The organism is Streptomyces sp. NPDC038200 (assembly GCF_055600785.1).
In genome coordinates this window covers 228615-244239 of sequence record NZ_JBVJYH010000010.1, presented here as the reverse complement: position 1 = coordinate 244239, position 15625 = coordinate 228615, and the positions used below count along the sequence as shown (strand labels likewise).

Below are 15625 nucleotides of genomic sequence, written 5' to 3'. Positions count from 1 at the left end.
CCCGCGTGTGCCACGAGACCCGCGGGCGGAGGGGTTCTCCTCCGGCCCCACCGGAGGGCCCCTCCCCAGTCACGTCGAAGGGACGACGGACGATGAAGTTCCATCCCAGACGCACCATCAGGGCGTTGCTGCCGCTGCTCGCGGCCGGGCTCGCCCTCACCGCCCTGCCCGCCCAGAGCGCCCGCGCCGCGAGCACGCTCACCAACGGCGGCTTCGAGTCCGACGGTTCCGGTGCGGCCGCGCCCGCCGGCTGGTCCGAGTACGGCGACACGGGTGCCTCGTACACCGAGTCCGGCGGCCACGGCGGGAGTTACCGTCTCAGCCATTACTCGGCGTCCGCCTACAAGGTGGAGACGTATCAGTATCTGTCCGGGCTCACGAACGGGAACTACACGCTCACCGCGTGGGTCCGCTCCAGCGGCGGGCAGCACGCGGCGTACCTGGCGCTCAGGAACTGCGGCAGCTCCGAACAGCGCACCGATCTGCCGATCTCGTCCAGCGGGTGGATCCGGATCGTCACGCCGGTCAAGGTCACCGGCAACCAGTGCACCGTCAGCATCAACAGTGATGCGAACGCCGGCAACTGGATCAATGTCGACGATCTCGGCTTCACGGCCGGCACCACGGGCACGTCCATCCATGGCGCCGACATCTCGTCGCTCGCCAAGAGTGAGGCCAGGGGCGGCGTCTACCGGACGGGCTCCGGCGCCGCCGGTGACGCCCTCACCGTCCTCGCCTCGTACGGCATGAACTACGCGCGGCTCAAGGTCTGGGTGAACCCGGCCGACGGCTTCAACGACAAGGCGCACGTCCTCGCGCTGGCCAAGCGCATCAAGGCGCGGGGCATGAAGGTGCTGGTGGACTTCCACTACTCGGACACCTGGGCCGACCCGGGCAAGCAGACCAAGCCGGCCGCATGGACGGGCCATACCTACAGTCAACTGAAGACCGACGTGTACAACCACACGTACGACGTCTTGAACGCCTTGAAGGCTCAAGGCACCACCGCCGACATGGTCCAGGTGGGCAATGAGATCAATGGCGGCATGCTGTGGTCCGAGGGATCCACGGACGACTGGAGCCGACTGGCCGGCTTGCTCAACTCCGGCTACGACGCCGTCAAGGCGGTCAACTCGTCCACCGTCGTCGCGCTGCACCTGGCCAAGGGCGGTGACAAGGCCGGCACCGAGTGGTGGTTCGACAACGCGGTCGCGAGCGGCGTTCAGTTCGACGCGATCGGTCTGTCGTACTACGGCTACTGGCACGGCCCGCTCTCCGACTTCCAGAGCACCCTGGACGACGCGGCGTCCCGCTACGGCAAGCCGGTCTTCGTGGCCGAGACGGCCTACCCGTTCCGGCTGGACAGCGACGACCCGCTCACCAACCAGATCGACACCCCGGGCGAACTCGTCTCCGGTTACCCGGCGACCGTGGCCGGGCAGACCAAGTGGATGAACGATGTGGCGAGCATCGTGGAGGCCGTCCCGAACCGCCGCGGTCTCGGCGTCTTCTCCTGGGAGGCCACCTGGACCGCCGTCACCGGCAACGGCTGGGACCCGGCCGACGCCACGTCCGGCAACGGCTGGGAGAACCAGGCCCTGTTCGGTTACGACGACAGGGCACTCTCCTCCATGACGTGGTTCAGCCACCGCTGAGCCGTCCGTCACGGGCCCGGTCGCACGTCGCGACCGGGCCCCGCCGTGTTCCCGGGGCCCCACGGAACCGTCCCCGGTCGCACGGCCGTTCGGTACCGGACAACGGCCGCCGAGTCCCGGACGTGACGGCGTCGCCCGGTCCACAGTGGGAAGACTGCGTACGAGGAGGCCGGGACGGAGGGCGGACGGATGAGGGGAACTGCCTCGGGCCGGATGCGGCAGACCATCCTGGAATGGCTCAAGGACCCGGCCGACCACTTCCCGGAGGCGCGCCGCCGCGACCCCGCCGAGACCGGGGTCACCGCGCGGGCGGTCGCCGCAAAGCTGGGCGTGCCCCGGCGGACCGCCCTCGCCCACCTGGACTTCCTCGCCCGCCTCGGCGTCCTGCGCACCCGCCGGATCCGCTGCCGCACCTACTACCGGCGGGACGAGGTCCGTATCGCCGAGGTGGCCCGGATGTTCGAGAAGGGCTGGTGACCCGGAGGCCGTCGCGACGCGCACGCGGCGCCCTCCTCGGGCGGCACCGACCACACCTGCCGCACCGCGCCGCACCCCGCCGGCCGCCCGCCGTGCCGCCGTCCCTGCGCGGGCCGCCGCCCCCTGACCCGGCGGTACCCTGGTGCCGGCCCGCGATCACCCGTCGGGGCAGGGCCGAACAGGAGACGTACCGGCATGTCAGCCCCGGAGACGAAGACCATCGGCGCCGGCCGCCTGCCGCGGCGGCGCTCGGAGTGGCGTTCCCAGGTGCCCGTCGTCGCGGCCGTGGCGGTCGGCGGGGCGCTCGGCGCCATGGCCCGTTACGCGCTCACGCTCGCCTGGCCCACGCCGCCCGGCGCCTTCCCCTGGGCGACGTTCTGGACCAATGTCGTCGGCTGCGCGGTCATGGGCGTGCTCATGGTGCTCGTCACCGAGGTGTGGGCCGCCCACCGTCTGCTGCGGCCGTTCCTCGGCACCGGCGTCCTCGGTGGCTTCACCACCTTCTCCACGTACGCGGTCGACATCCGCAAGCTGGTCGACGCCGGCCGCCCCGGCCTGGGGTTCGGCTATCTCGCCGCGACGCTCTGCGCGGCCCTCGCCGCGGTGTGGCTGGCCTCGGCCGCCGCCCGCGGGGTGCTGACCGGGAGGCAGCGATGACGTCACCCACCGGCCGGGCCCTCCGGCTGACGGTATACATCGGCGAGGGCGACACCTGGCACCACAAGCCCCTCTACTCCGAGATCGGGCACCGTGCGCACGCCGCCGGGCTCGCCGGCGCCAGTGTCTTCCGGGGGGTCGAGGGCTTCGGCGCCTCCTCCCGCATCCACACCTCCCGGCTGCTGTCCCTGAGCGAGGACCTGCCGGTCGCGGTGGTCGTCGTGGACTCCGAGGAGCGGGTGCGCTCGTTCCTGCCGCAGCTCGACGACCTGGTCGGCGAGGGCCTGGTGACCCTGGAGGAGTGCGAGGTGGTCCGGTACGTCGGGCGGGCGTCCGATCCGGACAGAACGGACCCGGAAGGTAAGAAGTCGTTGTGAACTGGCTGCTGGTCGCCGCGGGCGCCGTCGTCGGCGCACCGCTGCGCTATCTCACCGACCGTGCCGTACAGTCCCGCCACGACTCGGTCTTCCCGTGGGGCACCTTCGTGGTGAACGTCAGCGGCTGCCTGATCCTCGGACTGCTCACCGGCGCGGTCTCCGCCGGGGCCGCCGGGCCGCATCTCCAGCTGCTGCTGGGCACCGGGCTGTGCGGCGCGCTGACGACGTACTCGACGTTCTCCTACGAGACCCTGCGGCTGACCGAGGCCGGCTCCGGCCTCTACGCTGCCCTGAACGTCGCGGCGAGCGTGGTGGCGGGACTCGCGGCTGCGTTCACCGGCGTCTCACTCGCCGGCGCCCTGTGGGCCTAGGCGCTTGCCACCCGGCCGGGCCCGGCAAGTACTGTCTACAGCACTGTCGACCAACTCTCCTCAGAACTGGATCCCATGAGTGCCATCTCCGTCGGTCAGGCCGTCGTCCTCGGAGTAGTCGAGGGCGTGACCGAGTTCCTCCCCGTGTCCTCCACCGGCCACCTCAAGATCGCCGAGGGGCTCATGGACATCCCCGTCGACGACAAGTCCGTCGTCGGGTTCTCCGCCGTCATCCAGGTCGGTGCCATCGCCGCCGTGCTCGTGTACTTCTTCAAGGACATCAGGCGGATCGTCACCGCGTGGTTCCGCGGTCTGGCCAACCGGGAGGAGCGCTACCACCACGACTACAAGTTCGCCTGGTGGGTGATCGCCGCCACCGTCCCGATCGTGGTGGTGGGCCTGGCCGCGAAGCCGCTGATCGACGGTCCGCTCGCCTCGCTGTGGGTGGTGGCCGGCTCCCTGATCGTCGGCTCGGGCGTGATGTGGGCCGCCGACCAGATGGGCCGCCACAAGCGCGGCGAGGACGACACGTCCTTCAAGGACGCCATGTGGGTGGGCTGCTCGCAGATCCTCGCCCTGCTCTTCCCCGGCTTCTCCCGCTCCGGCGCCACGATGTCCACCGCGCTCATCCTGGACCTGGACCGCGTCGCCGCCACCCGGCTGTCCTTCTTCCTCGGCATCCCCGCCCTGACCGGCGCGGGTCTGTACGAGCTGAAGGACGCCCTCGGCGCGGGCGTCGGCGCGGCCCCGCTGGCCGTGGGCACCGTCGTGTCCTTCGTGGTCGCCTACGCCTCCATCGCCTGGCTGCTGAAGTTCGTCGCCAAGCACTCCTTCAACGCCTTCGTGATCTACCGGATCGTCGTCGGCGTGCTCCTGCTCGGCCTGCTCGCCACCGGCACGCTCAACAGCTGAGCGGACGCCGCTGCTCACTCGCGGGGTGCGGATGCCTGTATTCAGGCGCCGCACCCCGCGAATGTTTCCTTACCGGATGCCTTGACAGTCCCCGCCCGCACCCCGCAGGATCGCTCCCGTGAACCTGTCAGACAGCCAGACAGGTGGGGCGATCCCGCAGCGCGTCAGCGCCATGGAAGCGGTGCTCGACCACCTCCGCGGCGCCATCGAGCGCGGCCACTACGCCATCGGCGACAAGCTCCCCTCCGAGGCCGAGCTGTGCCGCACCCTCGAGGTGTCCCGGCCCGTGCTGCGCGAGGCGCTGCGCGCGCTGCAGACCATGGGCCTCACGGTCTCCCGGACCGGCAAGGGCACCTTCGTGGTCGCGAACACCGTCGAGGACCCCACCTTCGGCGACTACGCGGCCAGCGACCTGCTGGAGGTGCGCCGCCACATCGAGATCCCGGTGGCCGGCTACGCGGCCCTGCGCCGCACCCCGGAGAACCTGGACCACCTGGCCCACCTGCTCGATCGCATGGAGCGGGAGACGGACACCACCGCCTGGGTCGCGATGGACACCCTCTTCCACCTCGCCGTGGCCGAAGCGGCCCAGAATCCGGTCTTCCGCCGGGTCATCGAGGAGATCCGCGACGCACTGGCGCGTCAGTCGGCCTTCCTCAACGAGCTGGGCGGACGGCGTGAGCAGTCCAACCGCGAGCACCGGGCGATCGTCGAGGCGCTGGTCGACGGTTCCGAACTCGACGCGGTGGAGGCCATGAGCCATCACCTGGACCGCGTCGAGACGACCCTCACCGACATCGTCCGTCCCCAGCGGACGGACGCCCCCACGGAAGGCGGACCCGAGGCGTGAGCGAGCAGCACCTCAAAGACGAGACGCGCCCCTCGTCCGGCCATGTCGACGCCGGAGACGCCGGCTACAGCAAGGGCCTGAAGCACCGGCACGTCAACATGATCGCCATCGGCGGTGCCATCGGCACCGGCCTCTTCCTCGGCGCCGGCGGCCGGCTCGCCGACGCCGGCCCCTCCCTCTTCATCGCCTACGCCGTCTGCGGCGTCTTCGCCTTCCTGGTCGTCCGGGCCCTCGGCGAACTCGTCCTGTACCGCCCGTCCTCCGGCGCCTTCGTCTCGTACGCCCGGGAGTTCCTCGGTGAGAAGGGCGCGTACACCGCGGGCTGGATGTACTTCCTGAACTGGGCGACGACCGGTATCGCCGACATCACGGCGGTCGCCACCTACACCCACTACTGGGGCATGTTCTCCGACGTCCCGCAATGGTTGATCGCGTTGACGGCCCTCGCGGTCGTCCTGACCGTCAATCTGATCTCCGTCAAGATCTTCGGCGAACTGGAGTTCTGGTTCGCGATCGTCAAGGTCGGCGCGCTCGTCGTGTTCATGTGCATCGGCATCTTCCTGCTGGTCACGCAGCATCCGGTCGACGGCCGGCACCCCGGCCCGTCCCTGCTCGCCGACAACGGCGGCGTCTTCCCCAACGGCCTGCTGCCCATGCTGCTGATCGTCCAGGGCGTCGTCTTCGCCTACGCCTCCGTCGAACTGGTCGGCGTCGCCGCCGGTGAGACCGAGAACCCCGAGAAGATCATGCCGAAGGCGATCAACTCGATCATGTGGCGCGTGGGCCTGTTCTACGTCGGCTCGGTGGTCCTGCTGTCGATGCTGCTCCCGTGGAACAAGTACACCGCCGGCGAGAGCCCCTTCGTCACGGTCCTGTCGCACATCGGCGTCCCGGCGGCCGGCGGCGTGATGAACCTCGTCGTCCTGACCGCGGCGATGTCGTCGCTGAACTCCGGCCTGTACTCCACCGGCCGCATCCTGCGCTCCATGGCCTTGAGCGGCTCGGCCCCGGCATTCACCGGCCGGATGAGCCGCAGCCAGGTCCCGTACGGCGGGATCCTGCTCACCAGCGGGATCTGCGTCCTGGGCGTGGGCCTGAACTACGTGGTCCCCGCCGACGCGTTCGAGATCGTCCTCAACTTCGCGGCGCTCGGTATCCTCGCCACCTGGGGCATGATCATGCTCTGCCACCTGCTCTTCTGGCAGAAGACCCGCAAGGGCGAGCTGACCCGGCCGTCGTACCGCCTGCCGGGCTCCCCCTGGACCGAAGTCGTGACGCTGGCGTTCCTCGCCTCCGTCCTGGTCCTCATGTACGCCGACGGCGGCGCCGGACGCACCACCGTGCTCTGTCTGCCGCTGATCGCCGCAGCACTGGTCGCGGGCTGGTACGCCATCCGCGCCCGGATGACCCGCATATCCCGCACCTCCACCGGCGCCGACGCGTGACCCGCGTTCCGGCCGACCCCGACCCCATGATTCAGGCAGTGATGTACAGCAGTTCCCCCGCCGACGCACCCGTCGTACGCGAACCCCTCCACGCTCCCGTCGCCCACCTCATCCGCGGGGGCGTCGTCGAGGGCATCCACTACGGCTCCGTCGTCGTCCTCGGCGCCGACGGCCAGGTCCGGTTCCAGCTCGGCGACATCGAGGCCGCCTTCTACCCGCGCTCGGCCCTCAAGCCCCTCCAGGCCGTGGCCATGCTGCGGGCCGGTCTCCCGCTCGACGGCGAACTGCTGTCGCTGGCCGCCGCGAGCCACTCCGGCGAGGAGCGCCACCTCGCCGGCACCCGGCGCATCCTGGAACTCGCCGGCCTCGCCGAGGACGACCTGCGCAACGTGCCCGACATGCCGTTCGACCCGGTCGTCCGGGACGCCTGGGTCCGCGAGGGCCGGCTGCCCTCCCGCCTCGCCCAGAACTGCTCCGGCAAGCACGCGGCCATGCTCTGGACCGCCCGGCTCAACGGCTGGTCCCTGCCCGACTACCTCGACCCGGAGCACCCGCTCCAGCAGGCCGTCGCCGCGACCGTCGAGGAACTGACCGGCCAGCGCGTCGCCCGGGTCACCGTGGACGGCTGCGGGGCCCCGCTGTTCTCCGTCTCCCTGCACGGCCTCGCCCGCGCCCTCGCCCGGATCACCTCGGCCGCGCCCGGCACCCCCGAGGCCCTGGTCGCCGACGCGATGCGCGAGCACGCCGAGATGGCCTCCGGCTCCGGCCGGGACGTCGCCGCCCTCATGCGGGCCGTGCCCGGCCTGCTGGCCAAGGACGGCTTCGAGGGCGTGCAGGTGGCCGCCCTGCCCGACGGCACGGCTGTCGCCGTGAAGATCGCCGACGGTGCGAACCGGGCGCGGATCCCGGTCGCGGCGGCGGCACTCGCCCGCGCGGGCGTGGACCCCGGGCTGCTGACCGAGTTCGCGGGGGAACCCCTGCTGGGCGGTGGGGAGCCGGTGGGGTGCGTGCGGCCGGTGCGTGCGCTGGACCCGGTGCCGCTGACGGCTTGCGCATAGCGCCGCGCCCCCCGGGCCGATTCGTCTCCGCGGGCCGTCCGTGGCCGGTCCCGCAGTGCCCCGCGCCCCTGCCAGGGGCGCCCTCACCTCTGTGACTCGGAAAGAGGACCACACCCTCATGACTGCGCCCACCCGCAGCGAACACGACCTGCTCGGCGACCGGGACGTCCCCGCCGACGCGTACTGGGGCATCCACACCCTGCGCGCCACCGAGAACTTCCCCATCACCGGCACCCCGATCTCGGCCTATCCGCACCTGATCGACGCCCTGGCCGCCGTGAAGGAGGCCGCCGCCCTCGCCAACGAGGAACTCGGCCTGCTGACGCCCGAGAAGGCCGCCGCCATCGTCGCCGCCTGCCGCGAGATCCGGGCCGGCGCACTGCACGACCAGTTCGTCGTGGACGTCATCCAGGGCGGCGCCGGCACGTCCACCAACATGAACGCCAACGAGGTCGTGGCCAACCGCGCGCTGGAACTGCTCGGCCACGCCAAGGGGCAGTACACGCATCTGCATCCCAACGAGGACGTCAACCTGGGTCAGTCGACCAACGACGTCTACCCGACCGCCGTCAAGACAGCGACGGTGTTCGCGGTGCATGGACTGCTCAAGGCGATGTCCGTACTGCAGGACGCCTTCGCCCGTAAGGCCGTCGAGTTCCGTGACGTGCTCAAGATGGGCCGTACACAGTTGCAGGACGCCGTGCCGATGACGCTCGGCCAGGAGTTCTCCGCGTTCGCCGTCATGATCGAGGAGGACCGCAGCCGTCTCGCCGAGGCCGTCGAGCTGATCCACGAGATCAACCTCGGTGCCACGGCCATCGGCACCGGCCTCAACGCGCCCGCGGGATACGCCGAGGCCGCCCGCCGCCACCTGTCCGCCATCACCGGGCTCCCGCTGGTCACCGCGGCCAACCTGGTCGAGGCGACCCAGGACTGCGGCGCCTTCGTCCAGATGTCCGGCGTCCTCAAGCGGATCGCGGTCAAGCTCTCCAAGAGCTGCAACGACCTGCGCCTGCTGTCCTCCGGTCCGCGCGCGGGCCTCGGCGAGATCAACCTGCCGCCGGTGCAGGCCGGTTCGTCGATCATGCCGGGCAAGGTCAACCCGGTCATCCCCGAGGTGGTCAACCAGGTCGCTTTCGAGGTGATCGGCAACGACGTCGCGATCACCATGGCCGCGGAGGCCGGACAGCTCCAGCTCAACGCCTTCGAGCCGATCATCCTGCACTCCCTGTCGGAGTCGATCACGCACCTCCAGAGCGCCTGCCGCACGCTGGCCGAGCGCTGCGTGTCCGGCATCACCGCCAACACCGAGCGGCTGCGCGCCACCGTCGAGAACTCCATCGGCCTGGTCACCGCGCTCAACCCGCACATCGGCTACACGGCGGCGACCGACATCGCCAAGGAAGCACTCGTCACCGGCCGCGGGGTGGCCGAGCTGGTACTGGAGAAGGGGCTGCTGCCGGCCGAGCGGCTGGCGGACCTGCTGCGCCCCGAGATCCTCGCGGGAAGTGGCGCACCGGCCGCCTGACCTGCGGTGACATCAGCACGATTACGTTCCGGGGCCGACCGGGAGGCACAATGGTGATCATGACAACGACGTCGTCCCTCCCCTTCCTGCCGGTCCTGGAGCGCATCGCCGAGGAGATCAGCCGCACGCCCGGACGCGGCCGTCCCGCCGACTACATCCCGGCGCTCGCGGCCTGCGATCCGCGCAGCTTCGGCATGGCCGTCGCCGAGCTGGACGGCACCGTCTACGGGGTGGGGGAGTGGCGGCAGCCGTTCTCCGCGCAGTCGATCACCAAGGTGTTCACGCTCGCCCTGGACCTGGCCCGTGAGGGCGACGAACTCTGGGAGCACGTGGGCCGCGAGCCCTCGGGCAACCCGTTCAACTCCCTGATCCAGCTGGAGTACGAGAACGGCATCCCGCGGAATCCTTTCATCAACGCGGGCGCCCTCGTCGTCACCGACCGCCTCCAGACCCGTACCGGAGACGCGGCCGGCGAACTGCTGTCCTTCCTGCGCGCCGAGAGCGGCAACCCCGCCCTCGACTTCGACAAGGAGGTCGCCGCCTCCGAGACCGCCCACGGGGACCGCAACGCCGCCCTCGCCCATTTCATGGCGTCCTACGGCAACATCGACAACGAGGTGCCGGTCCTGCTCGACCAGTACTTCCGGCAGTGCTCCATCGCCGCCTCCTGCGCCGACCTGGCCCTGGCCACCGGCTTCCTGGCCCGGCACGGCATCCGCGCCGACGGCAGCCGGCTGCTCACCCGCAGCCAGGCCAAGCAGGTCAACGCGGTCATGCTGACCTGCGGCACGTACGACGCGGCCGGCGACTTCGCCTACCGGGTCGGCCTGCCCGGCAAGAGCGGTGTCGGCGGCGGGATCATCGCCGTCGTACCGGGCCGGTGCACGCTGTGCGTGTGGAGCCCGGGCCTGGACGAACGCGGCAACTCGGTGGCCGGCGTGGCGGCCCTGGACCGGTTCACGACGCTGACCGGCCTGTCGGTGTTCTGAGGGACTCCACTGCCCACCCGGGGGCACCCACCACGCGCCAGTCATACGTCGGCCCCCGACCGGCAGGGCCGCCGTCGTCTTCCGGCCACTCGGCGTTGCCACGCTGACCCGGTGGTGGCCATGGAATTCCCCGTCGATCTCCGCCGATGTCAGGCACTGGGCCTGGCCGGTACCGTTTTCCTGGCGCTCGGCGGTGAGACGGCCGGCGCGCTGCCCGTCCGGGACCTCCTGGCGCCCGCCTCGGTCCAGGCGGCGCTCGGCCTGGTCGGGGTGTACTTCGGGGTGGTCCTGCTGACAGCGGCCTGGGCGCTCCTCGGCCGCCTGGTCCGCGGCCCGCGGCCCCCCACCCCGCGCGCCCTGCTGCTCGTTCTGGCCGTCTGGGCGGCACCGCTGCTGCTCGCGCCGCCGCTGTTCAGCCGGGACGTGTACAGCTATCTCGCGCAGGGCGCCATGGTCGACGCCCACATGGACGTCTACGCGCACGGTCCGGCTCGGCTCGGCGGCCCGCTCGCCGACGAGGTCGCCCCCGTGTGGCAGCACACCGCCGCACCCTACGGCCCCGTCTTCCTGGCCCTGGCCTCCGCGCTGTCCGGGGCGACCCGCGGCGAGGTGTCCGCGGGCCTGCTCGGCATGCGCCTGGTCGCCCTGCTCGGCGTGGCCCTCATGGCGGCGGCGCTGCCCCGGCTGGCCCGGCACAGCGGCGCCGACCCGGCCGCCGCGCTGTGGCTGGGCGCCCTCAACCCGCTCGTACTGCTGCACCTGGTCGCGGGCGCCCACAACGACGCCCTCATGCTCGGCCTGCTCGGCCTCGGCCTGGTCGCCGCGCGGGACCGCCGGCCCGTCGTCGGCGCCGTCCTCGTCACCCTCGCCGCCCTGGTCAAGGCGCCGGCCGCGCTCGGTCTGCTGGCCGTCGTGGCCCTCCGGGTCCGCTCCGGCCGCCGGCCGCTGCCGGCCGTGCTGACCACGGCCGCGGCCGCCGCGGCGACCACGGTCGCCGCCACGGCCCTCGCCGGCACGGGGTACGGCTGGATCGGCGCCCTGGACACGCCGGTCTCCCCGCACAACTGGGCGCTGACCAGCCTGCTCGGCCGCGCCACCGGAGCCCTGCTCTCCCGGCTGGGCAGCGGCCTGGCCCCGCTGGCCGTCCCGGCCTGGCATCTGTTCGGCCTCGCCGCCACCGCCGTGGCCGTCCTGCTGATCTGGCTACGGCTGCGCCCCCGGCCGGTGTACGCGCTGGGCCTGAGCCTGCTGGCGGTCGCCGCCTTCGGCCCGGCGATCCGTCCCTGGTACGTGCTGTGGGGGCTGTTCCTCATCGCCGCCGCCGCACCCAGCACCTCGGTCCGGCACCGAGTGGCCGCCCTGGCGGGAGTGCTCGCCCTCGCCGTGCTGCCCAGCGGCGGACCCGCCGACCTCGGGCAACTGGTGCTCGCGGTCTCCGGCGGGGCGCTCGGCGTGGTCGTCCTGTGGCAGGCCCACCAGGCGGCCCAGGCCCCGGTCCCGGGACGCACGGCATGACCGCGCCCCTGGGGCGTCCGGAGCCGCCCGGACGGCCGGCATCGCCGGGACCGCGGACGGAACGGGGCCGGCTGCTCCTCGTCCTGCTCCTGGCGGCCGCGGTGACCGTGTTCACGGCGACCGTGCCGCTGCTGCGCGGCTTCTTCGACCTGCGGGTGTACTACGGCGCCGTGCACACCTGGGTGCACCACGGCGGCCGGCTCTACGACTACCGGGTGCCGGGCACCGCGTACGGCTTCACGTATCCGCCTTTCGCCGCCGTCGCCATGCTGCCGCTGGCCCTGCTCGGCCGCACCGCGGCGATCGTGGGGTCCCTGCTGGTGAACCTGGCCGCGCTCGCGACGGTCCTGCGGATCCTGGCCGGGCCGCGATGGCGGCGCCACGGCTGGTACCGGTGGGCGCTGTGCCTGTGTCTGCTCGCCCTGTTCGAGCCGCTGCGGGACACGCTCGGCTTCGGTCAGGTGAACGTGGTGCTGCTCGCCCTCGTCCTCGGTGACTGCCGGCTGCTGGCCACCGGCCGGGGCCGCTGGGCGGGCGCCGGGATCGGCCTCGCCGCCGCCGTGAAGCTCACGCCCGCCCTGTTCATCGGACTGCTGCTGCTCGCCGGGCGCCGACGGGCGGCCGGCACCGCCACGGCCGTCGCCGTCGGCGCGACCGCGCTGGCCGCCTGGGCGGACCCGGCGGCCTCCCGCTTCTACTGGACCGAGGCCCTGTGGGACACCAGCCGGGTGGGCCGTCTCGACTACGTGTCGAACCAGTCGCTGCAAGGCGTGCTGGCCCGCCTCGGTGAGCCCGGCCGCCCCCTGTGGGCGACGGCGGTCCTGCTGACCCTGTGCGTGTGGGCGTGGCGCAGCCGCCGCGCGGTCGCGGGCGGCGACTGGACCGCGGCGTTCGCGCTCACCGGTGCGGCGGCCTGCCTGGTCAGCCCGATCACCTGGGTGCACCATCTGGTGTGGCTGCTGCCGTCCTTCGCGGTGCTGCTGCGCGCCGGGCACCCGCGGATCGCGGGCGCCCTGTACGCGCCGCTGTGCACCAGCGTGGTGTGGCTGTGGTTCGACGACGCCTCCGGCCTCGACGGGTTCCTCGGCGGCAACCTCTACACCTGGATCTCGCTGGGCCTGCTGCTCGGCCTGCCGGCGGGTCAGCCGCGGGTGGCCCGTCCGCTCTTCGCCCGCAGGGCGAGCGCCACGGCTCCCGCGCCGAGCCCGGAGAGCCCCGCGACGACGGCGGTGCCGGACCAGACGGAGTCGTCGTCCGGCGCCGGTGCCCCGGCCGCCGCGACCGGTGCGGCGGACACGTCCGGGCGGGAGGGCGGACGCAGCCCGTCCAGCGAGCCGACGGGGTCGACCTGTCCGGCCGACGCGAAGCCCCAGTCGAGCAGGGCGCGGGCCTCCTCGTACACGGTGAGTCCGCCCCCGGCCTGAGGGTTCAGCACGGTGACCAGGAGGGTGTGCCCGTTCCGGCGGGCCGCGGCCACCAGGGTGTTGCCCGCGTTGCTGGTGTAGCCGTTCTTGATCCCGATGAGCCCGGGGTACGGGGCCACACCGTCCTCGCCGGTCAGCAGCCGGTTGGTGTTCTCGATGGGGAACGTCGACCCCTCACCGGGGAAACGCGCCTCGGCGGTGGCGCAGTACTGGGCGAAGTCGGGGTTGCGCAGGCCCGCCCGGCCGAACACCGCCAGGTCGTAGGCGGAGGACACCTGGCCGGGGGCGTCGTAGCCGTCGGGGGAGACCACATGGGTGTCCAGGGCGCCCAGCGAGCGGGCCTTGTCCTGCATCCGGGCGGCGGTGGCCTGCCAGCCGCCGCCCAGCCCGGCGAGCACATGCACGGCGTCGTTCCCGGAACTGAGGAAGACCCCGCGCCACAGGTCGGCCACCTGGTAGGTGTGCCCCTCCTCGACCCCGACCAGGCTGCTGCCCTCGCCGACGTCCGCGAGTTCGTCGTACCGCACGGTGTGCTGCAGCCCGCTGGGCAGCACCGGCAGCACGGTGAGCGCGAACAGGGTCTTGAGCGTGCTGGCGGGGGGCAGTTCGCGGTGCGCGTCGTGCGTGGCCAGCACCTGCCCGCTGTCCGCGTCGGCGACGAGCCAGGAGAGTGCCGAGACGTCCGGCAGTTCGGGGGCGCCCCGGTGCTGCCGGACCTGGGTGCCGGAGCGGTAGAGCAGCGACGGCCCGGGCGTCGCCGTCCGGGGGCGGGGCGGGGCGGGCTCACCGGCCCGGGGCCCGGCGGCGGCAGCGGCCGACGTGAGTGCCAGCAGGCCCGCCACCCAGAGGGAGCAGGCCGACACAGCCGCGCGACAAGAGAATCCGGTGACCATATGATCAACGTACGAACATACTGTGCGGGCACCACATTGTCCGGGCCGTTCGGGTGGCCGAGCAACCCGGATGCCGTATCGGACCCCCGCGTGAGCGGGTGTCAGCCGGCCGGCAGCGTAGGCCGGATCTGCCGCAGGAAGGCGGCGTTGCCGGGGGTGGCGCGCAGCCGCTCCAGGAGGGTCTCCAGCGCGGACGCCCCGCTCTCCCGGGAGCGCAGGGCACGGCGCAGGCCGTGCACGGCCGACAACTCGGCCGGTGTGAGCAGGAGTTCCTCGCGCCGGGTGCCGGTGGCGTCGATGTCCACGGCGGGGAAGACACGGCGTGCGGCGAGTTCCCGGTCCAGGCGAAGCTCCATGTTGCCCGTGCTCTTCAGCTCCTCGAAGAAGTAGCCGTCGGCGCGGGAGCCGGTGTCCACCAGGGCTGTGGCGAGCACGGTGAGCGAGCCGCCCTCCTCGGCCTGGCGCGCGGCGCCGAAGAACCGCTTGGGGCCGAGCAGCGCACCCGCGTCGACGCCTCCGCTCAGGGTACGGCCGCCGGCACCGGCGGCGTTGTTGTGGGCCCGGCACAGCCGGGTCAGCGAATCCAGCAGGACGACGACGTCCTCGCCGGCCTCCACCAGGCGCTTGGCCCGCTCCACCACCAGCTCGGCGAGGGCGATGTGCTCCTTGGGCGACCGGTCGAAGGTGGAGGCGTACACCTCGCCGCGCACCGAGCGGCGCATCTCGGTGACCTCCTCGGGCCGCTCGTCCAGCAGGAGCACCATCAGCCGGCACTCGGGGTGGTTGCCGGCCACGGCGGCGGCGAGCTGCTGGAGCAGCACGGTCTTGCCGCTCTTGGGCGGGGCCACGATGAGTCCGCGCTGGCCCTTGCCGACCGGCGCGAGCAGGTCGGTCAGGCGTCCGGTGAGGCCGGAGCCGGGGTGTTCGAGGCGGAGGCGCCGGTGCGGGTGGAGCGGGGTGAGGTCGTGGAAGTGCCGCCGCGCGCGCAGCTCCCCGGGGGCGCGGCCGTTGACGCGCGCGACGTCGGTCAGGGACCGCTGGGCACCCCGGACGCCCTCGACCAGGTCGCCCTTGCGCAGTCCGTGGCGGCGGATCAGTGCGGGCGCGACCTGCGGATCGGCGGGGGAGGGGAGGAGGCTCGCGGACCTCAGGTGCCCCTTGCCCTGGGCGTCGACGTCGAGGACGCCGGTGACGAGCTGAGCGGCCGGGGCCTGCGGTGCCTCGGGAGGGTGTTCGAGTGTGGTGGTCATGGTGGGAGTCCTTTCGCGGACGGAGAAGAGAACAGGGAGGGGGAGAGGCCGCGAGCGGGAGGCGTCCGTGACTGCCTCCGGGCGGCGGGAACGGCACCTCGGGTACGGCGGAGAAAGCCCGTGACGAGGTGGTGCCGGGAAGCTGACGCGCCGGGATCCGGACATCCGGAGGGCGGCGAGCGGATCAGCGTAAAGAGAGGAACTGGCACCGGCGCCCACTAGGG

At 72.4% G+C, this 15625-nt stretch carries 14 protein-coding genes and 1 pseudogene; 13 read left to right on the top strand and 2 right to left on the bottom strand.

Annotated features, from left to right (window positions below; genetic code table 11):
- The first annotated feature begins 92 nt into the window (after positions 1–92).
- From ACZ7KF_RS22440 to ACZ7KF_RS22380, 13 genes are all read left to right on the top strand, one after another.
- Positions 93–1655: a glycosyl hydrolase 53 family protein gene (locus ACZ7KF_RS22440; protein ID WP_471077692.1), complete on the top strand. Its 1563-nt coding sequence runs from the start codon at positions 93–95 to the stop codon at positions 1653–1655.
- Between the two features lie 189 nt (positions 1656–1844).
- The gene (locus ACZ7KF_RS22435) at positions 1845–2132 is read left to right on the top strand and encodes a helix-turn-helix domain-containing protein (RefSeq protein ID WP_471077689.1); all 288 of its coding nucleotides are present in this window, start codon (positions 1845–1847) and stop codon (positions 2130–2132) included.
- Positions 2133–2327: 195 nt separating this feature from the next.
- Positions 2328–2789, top strand: coding sequence for a fluoride efflux transporter CrcB (gene crcB / locus ACZ7KF_RS22430; RefSeq protein WP_471077686.1), 462 nt, complete (start codon positions 2328–2330; stop codon positions 2787–2789).
- Entirely contained in the window at positions 2786–3166 is a 381-nt protein-coding gene (locus tag ACZ7KF_RS22425; RefSeq protein ID WP_471077683.1) for a DUF190 domain-containing protein, read from the top strand. Before crcB (ACZ7KF_RS22430) ends, ACZ7KF_RS22425 begins: the two co-directional genes overlap by 4 nt.
- Positions 3163–3537, top strand: a complete 375-nt coding sequence (gene crcB / locus ACZ7KF_RS22420; protein ID WP_471077680.1) for a fluoride efflux transporter CrcB — start codon at positions 3163–3165, stop codon at positions 3535–3537. Before ACZ7KF_RS22425 ends, crcB (ACZ7KF_RS22420) begins: the two co-directional genes overlap by 4 nt.
- Positions 3538–3612: 75 nt before the next feature.
- Positions 3613–4449 carry an undecaprenyl-diphosphate phosphatase gene (locus ACZ7KF_RS22415; protein WP_471077677.1) on the top strand — a complete coding sequence of 279 codons (837 nt, stop codon included), beginning with the start codon at positions 3613–3615 and terminating at the stop codon, positions 4447–4449.
- Positions 4450–4621: 172 nt separating this feature from the next.
- The gene (locus ACZ7KF_RS22410; protein ID WP_471077824.1) at positions 4622–5299 is read left to right on the top strand and encodes a FadR/GntR family transcriptional regulator; all 678 of its coding nucleotides are present in this window, start codon (positions 4622–4624) and stop codon (positions 5297–5299) included.
- On the top strand, positions 5296–6744 hold the full coding sequence (locus tag ACZ7KF_RS22405; RefSeq protein ID WP_471077675.1) for an amino acid permease: 1449 nt from the start codon (positions 5296–5298) through the stop codon (positions 6742–6744). Before ACZ7KF_RS22410 ends, ACZ7KF_RS22405 begins: the two co-directional genes overlap by 4 nt.
- Positions 6745–6785: 41 nt before the next feature.
- Positions 6786–7802: an asparaginase gene (locus tag ACZ7KF_RS22400; RefSeq protein WP_471077822.1), complete on the top strand. Its 1017-nt coding sequence runs from the start codon at positions 6786–6788 to the stop codon at positions 7800–7802.
- 118 nt (positions 7803–7920) lie between these two features.
- Entirely contained in the window at positions 7921–9330 is a 1410-nt protein-coding gene (gene aspA / locus ACZ7KF_RS22395) for an aspartate ammonia-lyase (RefSeq protein ID WP_471077672.1), read from the top strand.
- 50 nt (positions 9331–9380) lie between these two features.
- Positions 9381–10319: a glutaminase gene (locus ACZ7KF_RS22390; protein WP_471077669.1), complete on the top strand. Its 939-nt coding sequence runs from the start codon at positions 9381–9383 to the stop codon at positions 10317–10319.
- Positions 10320–10439: 120 nt separating this feature from the next.
- Positions 10440–11834, top strand: coding sequence for a polyprenol phosphomannose-dependent alpha 1,6 mannosyltransferase MptB (gene mptB / locus ACZ7KF_RS22385; protein WP_471077818.1), 1395 nt, complete (start codon positions 10440–10442; stop codon positions 11832–11834).
- Positions 11831–13258 (top strand): glycosyltransferase family 87 protein, encoded by a 1428-nt coding sequence (locus tag ACZ7KF_RS22380; RefSeq protein ID WP_471077666.1) that lies wholly within the window; start codon positions 11831–11833, stop codon positions 13256–13258. Before mptB ends, ACZ7KF_RS22380 begins: the two co-directional genes overlap by 4 nt.
- Positions 13259–13317: 59 nt before the next feature.
- On the opposite strand, the pseudogene ACZ7KF_RS22375 reads toward ACZ7KF_RS22380, so the two are convergent.
- Together ACZ7KF_RS22375 and rho are read right to left on the bottom strand one after the other, a co-directional pair.
- Positions 13318–14151 (bottom strand): annotated as a pseudogene (locus tag ACZ7KF_RS22375) (D-alanyl-D-alanine carboxypeptidase family protein); the annotation flags it as partial.
- Positions 14152–14252: 101 nt separating this feature from the next.
- Entirely contained in the window at positions 14253–15401 is a 1149-nt protein-coding gene (gene rho / locus ACZ7KF_RS22370; RefSeq protein ID WP_471077663.1) for a transcription termination factor Rho, read from the bottom strand.
- Positions 15402–15625 lie beyond the last annotated feature (224 nt).